Source organism: Ramlibacter monticola, assembly GCF_016722785.1.
In the GTDB taxonomy this organism is placed as follows: domain Bacteria; phylum Pseudomonadota; class Gammaproteobacteria; order Burkholderiales; family Burkholderiaceae_C; genus Ramlibacter; species Ramlibacter monticola.
In genome coordinates, this window is record NZ_JAEQNE010000008.1 from 147,516 (window position 1) to 163,275 (window position 15,760).

The window sequence follows — 15,760 nt, forward strand, 5'->3', positions numbered from 1 at the left end:
CCCGGCACGGTCCGGCTCTTCGAAACACTGAACGGAATACAAAGTCCGCCAGCATGGCGCTGGCGGACGGATCAAAGCGAGACAACCCGGTGCTGATGGTGCTCCTCCTGGCTTTCTGGCGCTGGCTGCTGCTGGCGCCCGCCATCCAGGTCCCATGGCCCTTGGCCGGCGTGCTCCCCACCGCTGCGTTTGCGGTACGGCGCCGGCACCTCCTCGCCCCCATCCCTGCGCCCTTGCGAAGGTTGCTGAGCTAGAGAGCTCCAGCGCAACCCGTTGCACATCGGCCATTCCCTCCGTTTCGAAGCGTCCCTCCGGCATCGTTGGACCCCTTGAGAAGGGTCCTGAGTGTTTGACAACAAGAAGGTGACGCTAATGAAGCGGATGCTGATCAATGCCACCCAGGCCGAAGAACGCCGGCTGGCCATCGTCGACGGGCAGAAGCTGCTCGACTACGAGATCGAAATCGAAGGGCGCGAACAGCGCAAGGGCAACATCTACAAGGCCGTCGTGACGCGCGTGGAGCCGTCGCTGGAGGCCTGTTTCGTGGATTACGGCGAGGATCGCCACGGATTCCTGCCGTTCAAGGAGATTTCCAAGCAGTTCTTCGCCCCGGGCGTGGCGCCCTCGCAGGCGCGGATCAACGACGCGATCAAGGAAGGCCAGGAGCTGCTGGTCCAGGTCGAGAAGGAAGAGCGCGGCAACAAGGGCGCGGCCCTGACGACCTTCATCTCGCTGGCCGGGCGCTACGTGGTCCTGATGCCCAACAACCCGCGCGGCGGCGGCGTCAGCCGGCGCATCGAGGGCGACGACCGGGCCGAGCTCAAGGAGGCGATGGACCAGCTGGAATATCCCAACGGGATGTCCATCATCGCCCGCACGGCCGGCATCGGCCGCAGCGCGCCGGAACTGCAGTGGGACCTGAACTACCTGCTGAAGCTGTGGGGCGCCATCGAAGGCGCGGCCAAGGGCGGCAAGGGCGCCTTCCTGATCTACCAGGAATCGAGCCTGGTGATCCGCGCGATCCGCGACTACTTCAACAGCGACATCGGCGACATCCTGATCGATACCGACGATATCTTCGATCAGGCGCACCAGTTCATGTCGCATGTCATGCCCGAGCATGCGACCAAGGTGAAGCGCTACCGCGACGATTCACCCCTGTTCTCCCGCTTCCAGATCGAGCACCAGATCGAGTCGGCCTACGCCCGCGAGGTCAAGCTGCCCTCCGGCGGCGTGGTCGTGATCGACCACACGGAAGCGCTGGTCTCGATCGACGTCAACTCGGCCCGTGCCATCAAGGGCGGCGACATCGAGGAGACCGCGACCCGCACCAACCTGGAAGCCGCCGACGAAGTGGCGCGCCAGATGCGGCTGCGCGACCTGGGCGGCCTGATCGTCATCGACTTCATCGACATGGAGGAGTCGAAGAACCGGCGCGACGTGGAGAACCGCCTGCGCGACGCCCTGCGGCAGGACCGCGCCCGGGTGCAGTTCGGCTCGATCAGCAAGTTCGGCCTGATGGAGATGAGCCGCCAGCGCCTGCGCCCGGCCCTGTCCGAAGGCGCGTCGGTCCCCTGCCCGCGCTGCGGCGGCCACGGCCACATCCGCGACACGGAAAGCTCGGCACTGCAGATCCTGCGGATCATCCAGGAAGAGTCCATGAAGGACAGCACCGCGGCCGTGCAGGTCCAGGTGCCGGTGGAGGTCGCCTCCTTCCTGCTGAACGAGAAGCGCACCGAGATCGCCAAGATCGAGCTGAAGCAGAAGATCAGCGTGCTGATGATCCCCAACAAGACGCTGGAGACGCCCAACTACCGTCTCGAGCGCCTGAAGCACGACGACCCGCGGCTGGACAACCTGAAGGCCAGCTACCACATGGCCGAGGACTTCGACGAGGCCACGACGGTGACGCGCCGCTCGCACGAGCGCGTGAACAAGCAGGAGCCGGTGATCAAGGGCGTGCTGCCGGATGCGCCCGCCCCGATGCCGGTACCCAAGCCGGCCGCGCCGGAGCCGGTTGCCAAGGCCGCGCCGGCCCCGGCCGCCGCGCCCGTGCCGCAGGCGCCCGCCGAGCGGGGCTTCTTCGCCTGGTTCAAGAGCGTGCTGGGCCTGGCGCCCGCCGCCGAACCCGCGCCGGCGCCGGCTGCGGCCGCCCCCGAGGCGAAGAAGGAAGACAAGCGTGAAGGCCGCGGCGAGCGCCGCGATGGCCGCCGCGGCGAAGGCCGGGGCGAGCGTGGCGGTCGCGACCGCCGCCGGGAAGGCGAACCGCGGCGCGAGCGCGCCGCGGCGGAGGGCGAAGGCGCCGGGCAGCGGCCGGAAGGCCAGCAGGGCCGCGGCCAGGAAGGCCGGCGCGAACGCGGTGAACGCGGTGAACGCGGTGAACGCGGTGGGCGCGGCGAAGGACGCGAACAGCGTGAAAGCCGCGAACAGCGTGAAGGTCGCGAGCCGCGCGAAGCCCGCGAGGGTCGCGAACCGCGCGAGGGCCGGGAGCCCCGAGAGGCCCGCGAAGGCCGCGAGCCGCGTGAGGCGCGCGAAGGTCGCGAGCCGCGCGAAGCCCGCGAGGGTCGCGAACCGCGTGAGGCCCGCGAAGGCCGCGAGCCGCGCGAGACCCGCGAAGGCCGCGAGCCGCGTGACGACCGCGAGCCGCGCGAGAGCCGCGAGCGCTTCGAGGCGCGCCAGCGCCGCGAGCAGCGCGAGCACCGCGAGGCGCTGGAAGGCCGCGACACCCCCGAGGAAGGCCAGCTGCCGCTGGAGGGCGTGGCCGACTCCGGCGCGCTCGAGCAGCGCGGCGACCGTCCCCCGCGCGGCGAGCGCGGCGAGCGTGGCGAGGGCCGCCGCCGTGACCGGGGCGACCGCCGCGAACGCGGCCCGCGCGAAGCCGCCCCGGACGAAGCCGCCGCGGACGCCCTGGCCGGCGCAGCCGGTTCGGTCGGCACCGTGACCGAGTCGGTGGAGCCGCAGCAGCCGCCGTCCGCCGACCCCGTGCTCGAGTCGCACACGCACTTCGACGAACGCCGCCCGGCGGAAGGCGAACCCGGCGAATCCGGTGAGCGCCGCGAGCGCCGTTCGCGCGACCGCTACGGCCGCGACCGGCAGCGCGGCGAGCGCGCCGAACGGGCGCCCGACGAAGCGATCGTGGCAGCCGGCGCGGAAGTTTCGCCGGCCGAGACGGAAGTGTTCGCCGGCCACGCGCCGATGCCGCAGGAGCACCATGCCGGGCGCCCCGCGGAGCAGGCGCAGGCCCGACCGGCCCCCGTCGCCTCGGCGGAGCCGATCCGGCTGCACCCGGTGCCGCGCGTGCAGCCCTTCCAGCTGCCGGTCGACGACCTGAAGAACGTCGCCGAAGGCTCGGGCCTGCAGTGGGTGCTGTCGGACGCCGACAAGATCGCTGCCGCCCAGGCCGCGATCGCCTCGGAGCCGAAGCCGGTGCACGTGCCGCGCGAGCGCCCGCCGGTAGTGCAGCTCGACGAGGGTCCGCTGGTCCTCGTCGAGACCAAGCGCGACCTGCGCAACCTGCAGCTTCCGTTCTGACCGGCTCCGCCGGGAATCCAGGGGCGCCTCCGGGCGCCCTTTTTCCTTGTCGGCGTGCCGGCCGCACGTTGTCGACATCGGCGTGATCGACGGCGCGGCGAGCAGCGAGCAGGCGGCGCTGGCATCGCGCGTGATGTCCACGGAATTTGAGATAGGCCAGACCACGCAGCAGCGCTGGTGGACGAGATGGCCGCCGCCGCTGACACGCTGCTCAGCCGCGCGCGGGGACTGGTGCGCGCCGTGGCCGCCTTCCAGGAAGCGGCGGCGGCGCGGCCGGTGGCGCAGCCGCCCCCGTGCCCCGTGGCGGCCTACCTGGTCAGCGCGCCGGCCTGAGGCGCCGGCTCACTCGCCGGCGGCGCGTTTCCACGCCAGGGCCGCTGCCGACGCGTCCTCGCGCTGCTCGGCGAGGGCGGCCAGGGCGCGCCACGCATTGCGGTGCAGCCCCGGGTCCTGCAGGCCCAGCGCCGCCTGCGTCAGCAGCTGCTGCGCCTTGCCCCAGAGCTGGCGCTTCATGCACGCCATGCCGGCCAGGTACTGCAGCGTCGCGTCGCGCGGGTGCGCCTTCTGCGCCGCCTCGATGCGCGCCAGCCATGCGCCGTCCAGCGAATCCAGGCCCTCTTCCAGCGCGCACACCAGCTTCACCCGCAGGTTGTCGCCCAGCTCGCTCTGCGACTCCCAGGCCGGCAGCAGCCATTCGCGCGCCAGCCGCGCCTCGCCCCGCAGCGTGGTGAGGCGCTGCGCGGCATGGATCGCCACTTCGGGCATCAGTCGCTCGGACGGCTCCAGGTCGGCCCAGGCGCGCTGCAGCTGCGCGACGTCGTAGGAGCCATTGAGCAGGTCGATCGCCAGGCCGCGCAGGATGCTCTGGGCGGCCACCTCCGAGAAGGCGTGGTGCTTGGCCAGCAGCCGCGCCGTCTCCAGCGCCTCCAGCGGCTGGCCGGCCTGGCGCGAGGCCCGCAGGCGCGTGCGCAGCGCCAGCGTGCGGCGCCCGGCCCCCTGCGGCAGCCCCAGCAGCAGCTTCATCGCGGCGCCCGGGTCGCGGTCCTCCAGCGCCCAGCGCGCGGCGCGCAGCAGGGCGCCGTCGCGCGTTTCCTGCGCATCCCGCGCCGACGCCTGTTCCAGTGCGCGCTTGAAATGATCCTCGCGCGCCGCGCGGTCCTGCAGGGCCTGCGCCGATTCGGCCGCGAGCAGGTGCGCGATGGCGCGCAGCTGCGCCGCGTTGGCGGGCTTCTGGCCCGAGGCCGTCAGCGAAGTCTCCTGCTCCAGCACCGCCTCGGCCGACTTGCGCGCCCGGATGAAGCGGCCGGCCAGCAGGTGCGAGATCGCGTCGAGCAGCGCCGCGTGCATCGCGCGCTCCTTCTGCTGCGTGCGCCAGCGCAGCGCCTGGCGCGGCAGGTCGAACAGCGCCGACAGCGCGCGCATGGCGGCGTGCACGACGAAGAAGGCGCCCACCAGCAGCAGCACGACGAGGTTCAGCGACAGGTCGATGCGGTACGGCGGCCAGAACAGGGTGACGGAGCCCTGGTTGTTGCCGGCGAACAGCGCGCCCGCGACGGCGACGCCGAACAGCACCAGGAGCCAGAGAGCGGCGCGCATGGCGGCCTACTTCCCCGCGGCGGCCGTCGCGATGGCGGCCAGGGTCTCGTCGACGCGCGGCAGCTCCGCCGAGCGCAGCTGCGCCTGCACCTGCTGCATCTGGGTCGCGACGGCCTGCGTGCGGCGCGAGGCCGGATCGAAGTACTTGTTCAGCGCGGAGGTCGCCGCGAGCACGTCGGCCCGCGCCGCATCGGTCTGGCGCGAAAGCAGCGACAGGCGCACGTTCAGCAGCTTCAGCTTGAGGTTCTCGCGCAGGAAGAAGGCCTGCTCGGGCGCCAGCAGCACCGCCTCGGGCTGGTCGATGCGGCTCACGCGCACGAGCGCGCGGGCGTCTTCCAGCACGGCGTCGCGCCAGCGCACCCACCACGAGCCGGCGGAAGGCGCGGCATCGCGGCGGGGCGACTCGTTCAAGGCGCGGGCCGGCACGGCGTTGGCGACCGGCAGCTCGTCCACCTGGCGCACGATGTCGTCGACGCGCGCCAGCAGGCCCGGCACGTCGGTCACGGCGGCCGATTTGATGCGCTGGATGTCGCGCGCGATCGAGGCGCGCAGGCGCGCCAGCCGCGGCTGCGCGGCGCGCGCGAGGCGCTGGTCCGCCGTGCCCAGCGCCGCCAGCAGCGGCTCGGGGCTGCCCGTGAGCTGCGTCTGCTGCTGCGCGAGGCGCAGCGCGGATTCGATGTCGACCAGCAGGTTCTCGTCGCGCGAGCGCGAAAGGCTCTGCATCAGCTCCTCGAGCTGCGTGCGCTGCAGGGCGACCTCGGACAGGCGCGACTCCATGACGACCTGGCGGGCGGCGGTGTCGCGCGCGACGTCCTGCGCCTGCCGCGCGAGCGCGCGCGCCTCGATCGCGTTGGCGCCCGTGTCCGCGCTCTGGCGCGCCAGCTGCTCCTGGATGGCGGAGAGGCGCTGCCACAGCATGACGCTGGACAACAGCCCCGCCGCGGCGAGCAGGATCAGCGCCAGCAGCGCGGCGCGCGACCAGGGCGCCGCGCGCACCTCCGGCGGCGGCTGGTGTGCCGGGACCGGGGCCGCCGCCGGCAGCACGGGCGGCAGCTCCGGAGGAGGCGCGGGAGGCAACGAACTCATCCGAGGGATTCTATCGACGCAAGCACGTCGTCGTACGCGGGACGCGACTCGTGCACGGCGCCGAAGCCGAGCGCGCGGACGGCTTGCGCGATGCGCGGGTGGGTGGCGAGCGCCCGCACCCCGGTCCAGGACTGCCCGGGCAGCAGCGCGCGCAGGTTGCCGGCGGCTTCCGAGCTGCTGAACAGCCACAGCGAGCCGTCCTCGGCCGCACGCCGGGCGCTGTCGCGCTCCGCCTCGCCCCAGGCGGGGAGCTGGCGGACGTAGGCCACGACGGTGTCCACCGCGACGCCCCGCGCGGCCAGTTGCTGCGCCAGCCAGTCGCGGCCCTGGCTGCGGCCTTCGCTGTCGCCGCCGCGCACCAGCAGCAGGCGGTCGCCGGCATGGAGCTGGCCGCCGACCTGCTGCCAGAGGCTTTCCGAATCGAACTGCCCGGCGTCTTCGGCCGGGGTGTCGATGCGCCCGGGCGGCACGCCGGCGGCCCGCAACGCATCGCGCGTGCCGAGACCGGGCGCCCAGGCGCGCGGGCCCTCGAAGCGGGGTGCGAGCGCGAACAGCCCCTGCACCGCATTGGGGCTGACGAACATCGCGGCGGCATAGCGCCCCAGGTCCGCGGCCGCGGCGCGCAGCGGCGCCAGGTCTTTCGGAGGGCCGATCTCGATCAGCGGCAGCAGCAGGCTCGCGTGGCCCCGCGCGCGCAGGCGTTCGGCCCAGCGCTCGCCCTCCTGCCGCGGCCGGGTCAGCACCAGGGCCATGGGGGCCTCAGTGGGCGCCGCCGGCGCGCAGCTTCGCCGCCACTTCCTCGCCGAGCCGGGCGGCTTCGTCCAGGTCGGCCACGATTTCGGCGGCGCGGGCCGTCACCAGCCGGCCGGCCTGGTCCGGGTCGCCCCAGGCGGCACGCAGCTGCAGGTATTCGCCTTCGAGCGTGGCGTGCGCCGCCAGCGGCATCGAGCAGCTGCCGCCCATGGCGCGGCTCACGGCGCGTTCAGCCGCCACGCAAAGCCAGGTGGTCTGGTGCGCAAGCGGGGCCAGCGCCGCGGCGACGTCGGGACGCTCCGCGCGCGTCTCGATGCCCAGCGCGCCCTGCCCCGCGGCCGGGAGCATGGCCTCGGTGTCGAAGGTGTCGCGGATCCGCGAGCCCAGGCCCAGGCGCTTGAGGCCCGCGCTCGCGAGCACGATCGCGTCGTACTGGCTGTCGTCGAGCTTGCGCAGGCGGGTGTCGAGGTTGCCGCGCAGCGGCTCGATCTTCAGGTCCGGCCGCAGCGCGCGCAGCAGCACCACGCGGCGCAGGCTCGAGGTGCCCACCACCGCGCCCTGCGGCAGCTCGGAAAGCTTGTCGTAGTTGTTGGAGACGAAGGCGTCGCGCGGATCCTCGCGCTCCATCACGCAGGCGAGCGAGAAGCCCGCCGGCAGGTCCATCGGCACGTCCTTGAGCGAGTGCACGGCGAGGTCGGCCCGGCCTTCCTCCAGCGCCACTTCCAGTTCCTTCACGAACAGGCCCTTGCCGCCCACCTTGGAAAGCGAGCGGTCGAGGATCTGGTCGCCCTTGGTGGTCATGCCCAGCAACGCAATGCGGAAGCCCCGCTGTTCCAGCAGCGACTTCACGTGTTCGGCCTGCCAGAGGGCGAGCCGGCTTTCACGCGTGGCAATGGTGAACTGGGTCACTTCGTAACCTGCTTGTCAAGGATGGGGGAAGGTCGATGCTAGCATCCCCGCGTTCCCAAAAACGAGAGGCCCCGATGCCGTCCACCGAGCAGCCGCCCGTCCGGCGCGCCAAGGAAAACGAACGCCCGCTGGTGGAGGACATCCGGTTGCTGGGCCGGATCCTCGGGGACGTGATCCGCGAGCAGGAAGGCGTCGAGACCTTCGAGCTGGTGGAGCGCATCCGCAAGCTGTCCGTGTCCTTCCGCCGCCACCAGGACGAGGCCGCCGACCGCGAGCTGAAGTCGCTGCTGAAGTCCCTCTCGGGCCAGCAGGCGGTGAGCGTGATTCGCGCCTTCACCTATTTCAGCCACCTGGCCAACCTGGCGGAGGACCGCCACCACATCCGCCGGCGCCAGGTGCACGAACGCGCCGGCGACACGCAGGAGGGCAGCATCGAGGTCGCCCTGGCGCGGCTGCGCTGGGCCGGCATCCATCCCCGCGCCGTGTCGCAGACGCTGGCCCACAGCTACCTCTCGCCGGTGCTCACGGCGCACCCCACCGAGGTGCAGCGCAAGAGCATCCTCGACGCCGAGCGCGACCTCGCGAGGCTGCTCACCGAGCGCGACGAGATCCGCGCCCGCACCCTGCCCCGCGACGCGCTGGCCCCGCGCGAGCTCGCCGCCAACGAAGCGCAGATGCGCGCGCGGGTGCTGCAGCTGTGGCAGACGCGCCTGCTGCGCTTCACCAAGCTCACGGTGGCCGACGAGATCGAGACCTCCCTCAGCTACTACGAAGCCACCTTCCTGCGCGAGATCCCCAAGCTGTACGCGCAGCTGGAGGACGAACTGGGCCACCACCCGGTGGGCAACTTCCTGCGCATGGGCCAGTGGATCGGCGGCGACCGCGACGGCAACCCCAACGTGACCGCGGACACGCTGGAGTACGCGCTGCGCCGCCAGTGCGAGGTGGCCCTGCGCCACTACCTCACCGAACTGTTCTGGCTGGGGAGCGAGTTCTCCATGTCGGCGCTGCTGGTGCAGGTCACGCCCGCCATGCAGGCGCTGGCGGACAGCTCGCCCGACCGCGGCGAGCACCGGCACGACGAGCCTTACCGGCGCGCGATCAACTGGATGTACGCCCGGCTGGCCGCGACGCTGCGCGACTTCACCGGCGGCGATGCGGCGCGCCACGTGCTGGCGCCGCAGCAGCCCTATGCGGCCGCCGAGGAGTTGCTCGCGGACCTGCGCACCGTGCGCGACTCGCTGCTGGCGCACCACGCCTCCGCGCTGGTGCAGCAGCGCCTGAAGCCCCTGATCCGCGCGGTGGAGGTGTTCGGCTTCCACCTGGCCACGGTGGACCTGCGCCAGAGCTCCGACCAGCACGAGGAAGTCGTGGCCGAACTGCTGGCGGCGGCCCGCATCGGGACGGACTACCGCAAGCTGGACGAGGAAGGCAGGCGCGAGGTGCTGCTGCACCTGCTGGCCGACGCCCGGCCCCTGCGCGTGCTGGGGCACGCCTACAGCGAGCACACGCGCCGGGAGCTCGCCATCTTCGAGGCCGCGCTGCGGCTGCGCCGGCAGTTCGGACCGCAGGCGATCCGCCACTACATCATCAGCCACACCGAGGCGGTCAGCGACCTCCTGGAGGTGATGCTGCTGCAGAAGGAAGTGGGCCTGCTGCAAGGCACGCTCGACGACTCCGCCACCGCGGACCTGATCGTGGTGCCGCTGTTCGAGACGATCGAGGACCTGCGCAACGCGATGCCGATCATGCGCGCCTTCTACGGCCTGCCGGGCGTGGCGAAGCTGGTGCAGCGCTCGGGCGCCGAGCAGGACATCATGCTGGGCTACAGCGACAGCAACAAGGACGGCGGGATCTTCACCAGCAACTGGGAGCTGTACCGCGCCGAGATCGCGCTGGTGGAACTGTTCGACCAGCTCGCGAACTCGCACGACATCCAGCTGCGCCTGTTCCACGGGCGGGGCGGCACCGTGGGCCGCGGCGGCGGACCGAGCTACCAGGCGATCCTGGCGCAGCCGCCCGGCACCGTGCGCGGCCAGATCCGCCTGACCGAACAGGGCGAGGTGATCGCCTCCAAGTACGCCAACCCCGAGATCGGCCGGCGCAACCTGGAGACGCTGGTGGCGGCGACGCTCGAGGCGACGCTGCTGCAGCCCACCAAGCCGGCGCCCAAGGCCTTCCTGCAGGCGGCCGAGGCGCTGTCGCAGGCGAGCATGAAGGCCTATCGCGGGCTGGTGTACGAGACGCCGGGCTTCGTGGACTACTTCTTCAGCGCCACGCCGATCCGCGAGATCGCCGAACTGAACATCGGCTCGCGGCCGGCCTCGCGCAAGCCCTCGCAGCGCATCGAGGACCTGCGGGCCATCCCCTGGAGCTTCAGCTGGGGCCAGTGCCGGCTCACGCTGAACGGCTGGTTCGGTTTCGGCAGCGCGGTCGCCGCCTTCCTCGCGGCCGGCGACCGCAAGGAGCAGGCCGCGCTGCTGCAGCGCATGTACCGCCAGTGGCCCTTCTTCAAGGCGCTGCTGTCCAACATGGACATGGTGCTGGCCAAGAGCGACCTCGCGCTGGGTTCGCGCTACTCCGAGCTGGTGCCGGACGGGCGCCTGCGGCGCCGCATCTTCGGCGCGATCGAGGCGGAATGGCAGCGCACGGTGGAGGCGCTGGCGATGATCACCGGGGAGAAACAGCGGCTGGCAAGCAATGCGGCGCTGGCGCGCTCGATCCGGCACCGCTTTCCCTACATCGACCCGCTGCACCACCTGCAGGTGGAGCTGGTGCGGCGCTGGCGCGCCGGCAGCGCGGACGAGCGCGAGCGGCGGGGCATCCACATCGCGATCAACGGGATCGCGGCGGGCTTGCGGAACACGGGCTGAAGGGCCTTCAGGTCCCGAGCAGCTCCCCCACCCCCTTGAGGTGATCCACCCGGTCGCACACCGCCTTCACCGCCATCAGGATCGGGATTCCCAGCAGCAGCCCCCACACACCCCACAGCCAGCCCCACGCCAGCACGCCGACGAACACGGCGACCGGGTTCATGCTGCTGGCCCTGCTGGTGGCCCAGGGCACCAGCAGGTAGCCCTCGATGGTGTTGATCACGAGCGAGGCGCCGGCCACGAACAGGGCCATGCGGGGTTCGCCGAATTGCAGGAAGGCGACCAGGGCCGCCGCGCCGGTGACGGCGACGTTGCCGACATAGGGCACGAGGTTCAGCACGCCCGCGGCGATGCCCCACACCGCGGCGTGCTTCAGCCCCACCAGCGCGAAGCAGATCCCGGTGGCAACCCCCACGCCCACGCTCGCGATCAGCTGCACCACGAGGTAGCGCTGCACCTGCGCGTTGATCTCGTCCAGCGCCTGCACGGTGAGCTTCTTCTCCGCCATGCCCGGCCCCGCGATCTTCACCAGCTTGCGCCGGAAGGTGTCGCCCGAAACGAGCAGGAAGTAGGTGAGGAAGGTGACCATCACCAGCTGCCCCAGCAGGCTGGCCAGCCCGAGCGTGCCGGTCCACAGGTAGTCGCGCAGGTCGAAGCGCGGTTTCTCCACCACCACGCGCGCCACGCCGCGCGTGGGCGGGGCGGTGCCGCCGCTTCCGCCCGCTTCCTCGGCGGCCTTCTGCAACTCCGCCGCGGCCTTCTGCACGGTTTCGAGCGCGGTGTCGGTCTTCCTCGGGCTGCGGTTGATCGAATCGCGCAGCTTGCGCGCGGCATCCGGCAGCGAGGTGATCAGATCGTTGGCGTCGTCGGACAGCGAGTACACGGCGGCGCCGGCGCCGCCCAGGATCGCGAGGATCAGCACCGCGGCGCTCGCCGCGCGCGGGATGCGCAGCCGCTGCAGCCCGTCCACCACGGGCGACAGCGCATAGGTGAAGACCAGCCCCACCATGAGCGGGATGAAGAAGCCGCTGGCCCAGCGCAGCACGGCGAGCACCGCGATGACGACCAGCACGGCGACGCCGACGCTGCGCGCGCCGCCGACAGGCAGGTGCAGCAGCACGTGCGGCGGCCCTTTCGGGTCCACCGGCGTGCGGGGGAAGTCCTCGGTCTCGGTCGGATCGGTGGGCGGCGCGTCCCTGGAGGGTTCGGAACTACTCAAAGCAGGATCTACTTCCCGAGCCCCCGGTCTCCTCGATGTCCTAGCTGGCGAGCGCCTCCCGGACGGCGCTGAGCTGGCGCCGCGACACCGACAGGGATTCGTCCACTCCGTTCAGCCGCACGGCCCAGCCTTCGCCTTCCTCGGCATCGTAATGCTTTTCGAGGGCCCGCACGGCGCGCCGCGAGACCAGCGCATTGCGGTGGACGCGCAGGAACTGCGTGCCGTGCCTTTCCTCGAGGTCGCTGAGCGACCCGTCCAGAATATAGCTGCGCGTGGCCGTCCGCACGGTGATGTATTTGAGTTCGGCCTTGAAATAGAGGACTTCGGCGACCGGCACCCGTTCGGTACGGCCGCGGTCCTGGATCACCAGGACCTCCTGCTCCGGCTCGGGCGCGCCGCGGCCCAGGCGGGCCTTCTCGACCCGGCCCAGCGCGGTCTCCAGGCGCTCCAGCCGGACCGGCTTGGTCAGGTAATCCACCGCCTCCAGCTCGAAGGCCGTCACGGCGTGTTCCGCATAAGCCGTCACGAAGACCACCGCGGGGGCGTCCGGCAGGGTGCGCAGCACCTGCGCCAGCGCCAGGCCGTCGGCGCCGGGCATGTGGATGTCGAGCAGCACGCCGTCGAACTGCTGGCGCCGCAGGTGTTCCATCGCCTGGGCGGCGTTGGCCGCTTCCGCCGTGGCTTCCGCTACGGGAGCCTTGCTCTCCGCGAGCAGCGTACGCAGGCGCGAACGCGCCAGCGGCTCGTCATCGACCAGCAGCATCTTCAAGGCCATTGCAGTCCTCCGTCAATGGCCGGCACGCGCGCGCGCGCCGGCCGGTTGCTCGCCCTCTGACGCGGCCCGGCGGGCGTTCATGCCGGGACCTCCATCCGCACCTGGTACAGCCCGTCGATGAGGGCTGTCTGGAACTGCGCCTGCACGTCGTGCAGCAGCCGCAGCCGGTCGCGCACGTTCTCCTGTGCCACACCGTGCCCGCGACGCCCCTGCCCCGCCGGCACCGTGTTGGTCACCCGGATCACCACCGTGCTGCCGCGACGCTGGGTCGTGACCTTGACGTCCGCCCCGGTGGGACTCGGGTCCACGCCGTGCTTGACCGCATTCTCCACCAACGGCTGCAAAAACAATGCAGGCACGCGCGCGCTGCCCGCGCGCGGGTCGATGGACCACTCCACCCGCAGGCGCTCGCCGAAACGCACCTGTTCGATCGCGAGGTAATGCCGGGCAACCCGGACTTCCTCCGCCAGGGTGGCGGAATCCCCTTTGCTCACGAGGGCATGGCGGAACAACTCGCTGAGGTCCTCCAGCAGGGTTTCGGCCTTGGCGGGGTCTTCCCGCACCAGGGCGATCGCGCTGTTCAGGCTGTTGAAAAGGAAATGCGGCCGGATGCGGGCCTGCAGTTCCGCCAGCCGCGCCGTGGTTTCGGCGGGCAGCCGGCTCTTGGCGCGCAGCACCAGGGCGACGACCATCACGCTCGACAGCAGGGCGCCGGTGAAACCGGAGGCCACCCAGGGCATCGGTCCGGCGGCGGGGGCGGCCAGCGCCAGGATCCCGCAGCCATAGAGGCCGCAGACGGTGCCCAGGGCCACCCCGAACGCCTGCTGCCCCCCATCGGGCAGCCGCGCCAGCATCCACTTGCAACTGCAGGTGACCACCAGCCAGCCCAGCGCCCCGGGCAGGGCCGCGGCGCTGAGGATGGCGAGCCGCTGCACCCACTGGGCGAGCGAATCGGCGCCGAACATGGCGCCCACGCCCATGACCGCCTCCACGAACAGCACGGCGCGCAGGACCACGCCCATGTGGCAGGCATCGAAGATCGCCTTGTGCCGGGGGGCGGCGGCCTTGGCCGGCTCCCGGGACAGTTCCTGGAACGCGGATAATAGCTTTGAGTCGTCCATCACCAACGAGGCCGCGCGGGAGCGCGGCGCAGTGACCTCCTTCGGTCAGCATTATTGGTGAAGCGGCCTCCCCTGCCCATCTGCAAGCGCTTACGTGCATCCCCTATGAGCCAACTCGATCAGAAATCCGAGGCATGGTCCGCCCTGTTCAGCGAGCCCATGAGCGACCTCGTCAAACGCTACACCGCCAGTGTCTTTTTCGACAAGCGACTGTGGCAGGCCGATATCGCGGGCTCCCTGGCGCACGCGGCGATGCTGGCGAAACAGGGTGTCATTTCCGCAACGGACCTTGCCGACATCCGCCGCGGGATGGAGCAGATCCGCAACGAAATCGCCTCCGGCGCCTTCGAGTGGAAGCTCGATCTGGAGGACGTGCACCTCAATATCGAGGCGCGCCTGACGCAGCTGGTGGGCGACGCCGGCAAGCGCCTGCACACCGGGCGAAGCCGCAACGACCAGGTCGCGACCGACGTGCGCCTGTGGCTGCGGGGCGAAATCGACCTGATCGCGGACCTGCTGGTGGGACTGCAGAAGGCCCTGGTCGGGATCGCGGAGAAGAACGTCGACGTGGTGCTGCCCGGGTTCACGCACCTGCAGGTCGCGCAGCCGGTGAGCTTCGGGCACCACATGCTCGCCTACGTGGAAATGTTCGCGCGCGACCACGAGCGCATGCTGGACGTGCGCCGGCGCGTCAACCGCCTGCCGCTCGGGGCGGCGGCGCTGGCCGGCACCACCTACCCGCTCGATCGAGAGTCCGTCGCGCGGGAGCTGGGCATGGAAGGCGTCTGCCAGAACTCGCTGGACGCGGTGAGCGACCGCGACTTCGCCATCGAGTTCGCGGCGGCCGCCTCGCTGGTGATGGTGCACGTGAGCCGCTTCTCGGAGGAACTGATCCTCTGGATGTCGCAGAACTTCGGCTTCATCCGCATCGCCGACCGCTTCACCACCGGCTCGTCGATCATGCCGCAGAAGAAGAACCCGGACGTGCCGGAACTGGCACGGGGCAAGACCGGGCGCGTGGTCGGCCACCTGATGGGCCTGATCACGCTGATGAAGGGGCAGCCGCTGGCCTACAACAAGGACAACCAGGAAGACAAGGAGCCGCTGTTCGACACCGTCGACACGCTGAAGGACACGCTGCGCATCTTCGCCGAAATGATCGACGGCATCACCGTGCAGCCACAGGCCATGGAGCAGGCGGCGCTCAAGGGCTACGCGACGGCCACCGACCTCGCCGACTACCTGGTGAAGAAGGGCCTGCCGTTCCGCGACGCCCACGAGACGGTGGCGCATGCGGTGAAGGCGGCGCTGTCCCACAACTGCGATCTGTCGGAGCTGCCGCTGGCGGTGCTGCAGCAGTTCCATCCGGCGATCGGGAAGGATGTGTACGACGCGCTGTCGCTGCGCGGATCGTTGAATGCGCGAAACACATTGGGCGGCACCGCGCCGGCGCAGGTGCGGGCGCAGATCGCGCGGCACAAGCAGCGGCTGGCTGGCTGAAGGGCGACCAGCCCGCGGCCAGCCGGTCCAATTGGTCGCCATGAAGCCAGGCGCCGGCACAGGCTGGCGCCCGACTTCGCCCCCAGGGCGCCGCCGGGGGTCGTGCGGTAGCTCTTCAAGAGCTCTCAAAAAGCAGGGCTGGCGCGCGAGGGGCCGACGTCCCGGCCTCCGCCTCGCCGGCGGAGGTCGCTGACTTCCTGCAGGAAAAGAATCGCTTCTGGGTCGGGCCGGCCAAAGATTCAGGCGTCAAAGCGGGCTGAAGGGGCCAAGGGCTGAGCCCCTGCTGGGGGCCGGTCTGCGCGCGGCTCGCCGGGCCGATTCGGCTTCTTGGTGGAAGCTGACTGCGCTTGCCTTACTTTTCTCACATCTAGTTACTATTTCGCCGAGCCTGCATTGG

The 15,760-nt window shown here is 71.2% G+C and carries 11 protein-coding genes; 4 read left to right on the top strand and 7 right to left on the bottom strand.

Features of this window, described 5'->3' with window-relative positions; all coding sequences use genetic code 11:
• Positions 1-372 precede the first annotated feature (372 nt).
• A complete protein-coding gene (locus tag JJ685_RS25115; RefSeq protein ID WP_201677269.1) occupies positions 373-3,531 on the top strand; it encodes an Rne/Rng family ribonuclease in 3,159 nt (1,052 codons plus the stop codon).
• Positions 3,532-3,708: 177 nt separating this feature from the next.
• Positions 3,709-3,864 carry a hypothetical protein gene (locus JJ685_RS25120; protein WP_201677112.1) on the top strand — a complete coding sequence of 52 codons (156 nt, stop codon included), beginning with the start codon at positions 3,709-3,711 and terminating at the stop codon, positions 3,862-3,864.
• Between the two features lie 9 nt (positions 3,865-3,873).
• Here JJ685_RS25120 and JJ685_RS25125 read toward each other — a convergent pair whose 3' ends face one another.
• Genes JJ685_RS25125 through hemC form a run of 4 tightly spaced genes read right to left on the bottom strand, consistent with a single transcriptional unit; the run spans position 3,874 to position 7,875 of the window.
• Positions 3,874-5,127 carry a heme biosynthesis protein HemY gene (locus JJ685_RS25125; RefSeq protein WP_201677113.1) on the bottom strand — a complete coding sequence of 418 codons (1,254 nt, stop codon included), beginning with the start codon at positions 5,125-5,127 and terminating at the stop codon, positions 3,874-3,876.
• Positions 5,128-5,133: 6 nt separating this feature from the next.
• Positions 5,134-6,213, bottom strand: coding sequence for a uroporphyrinogen-III C-methyltransferase (locus JJ685_RS25130; RefSeq protein ID WP_201677114.1), 1,080 nt, complete (start codon positions 6,211-6,213; stop codon positions 5,134-5,136).
• Complete coding sequence (locus tag JJ685_RS25135; RefSeq protein ID WP_201677115.1) at positions 6,210-6,965, bottom strand: uroporphyrinogen-III synthase; 756 nt, start codon at positions 6,963-6,965, stop codon at positions 6,210-6,212. Before JJ685_RS25135 ends, JJ685_RS25130 begins: the two co-directional genes overlap by 4 nt.
• A 7-nt stretch (positions 6,966-6,972) precedes the next feature.
• Complete coding sequence (gene hemC / locus JJ685_RS25140; RefSeq protein ID WP_201677116.1) at positions 6,973-7,875, bottom strand: hydroxymethylbilane synthase; 903 nt, start codon at positions 7,873-7,875, stop codon at positions 6,973-6,975.
• A 74-nt stretch (positions 7,876-7,949) separates the two neighbouring features.
• Here hemC and ppc point away from each other — a divergent pair, with 74 nt between their 5' ends.
• On the top strand, positions 7,950-10,748 hold the full coding sequence (ppc, locus tag JJ685_RS25145; RefSeq protein WP_236599262.1) for a phosphoenolpyruvate carboxylase: 2,799 nt from the start codon (positions 7,950-7,952) through the stop codon (positions 10,746-10,748).
• A gap of 7 nt (positions 10,749-10,755) precedes the next feature.
• Here ppc and JJ685_RS25150 read toward each other — a convergent pair whose 3' ends face one another.
• The 3 genes from JJ685_RS25150 to JJ685_RS25160 form a co-directional block, all read right to left on the bottom strand.
• On the bottom strand, positions 10,756-11,967 hold the full coding sequence (locus JJ685_RS25150) for an AI-2E family transporter (protein ID WP_201677118.1): 1,212 nt from the start codon (positions 11,965-11,967) through the stop codon (positions 10,756-10,758).
• Between the two features lie 40 nt (positions 11,968-12,007).
• Positions 12,008-12,742, bottom strand: a complete 735-nt coding sequence (locus JJ685_RS25155) for a LytR/AlgR family response regulator transcription factor (protein WP_201677119.1) — start codon at positions 12,740-12,742, stop codon at positions 12,008-12,010.
• Between the two features lie 77 nt (positions 12,743-12,819).
• Positions 12,820-13,863 (bottom strand): sensor histidine kinase, encoded by a 1,044-nt coding sequence (locus JJ685_RS25160; protein WP_201677120.1) that lies wholly within the window; start codon positions 13,861-13,863, stop codon positions 12,820-12,822.
• A 105-nt stretch (positions 13,864-13,968) separates the two neighbouring features.
• Here JJ685_RS25160 and argH point away from each other — a divergent pair, with 105 nt between their 5' ends.
• The gene (gene argH, locus JJ685_RS25165; RefSeq protein WP_201677121.1) at positions 13,969-15,363 is read left to right on the top strand and encodes an argininosuccinate lyase; all 1,395 of its coding nucleotides are present in this window, start codon (positions 13,969-13,971) and stop codon (positions 15,361-15,363) included.
• The last annotated feature ends 397 nt before the right edge of the window (positions 15,364-15,760 follow it).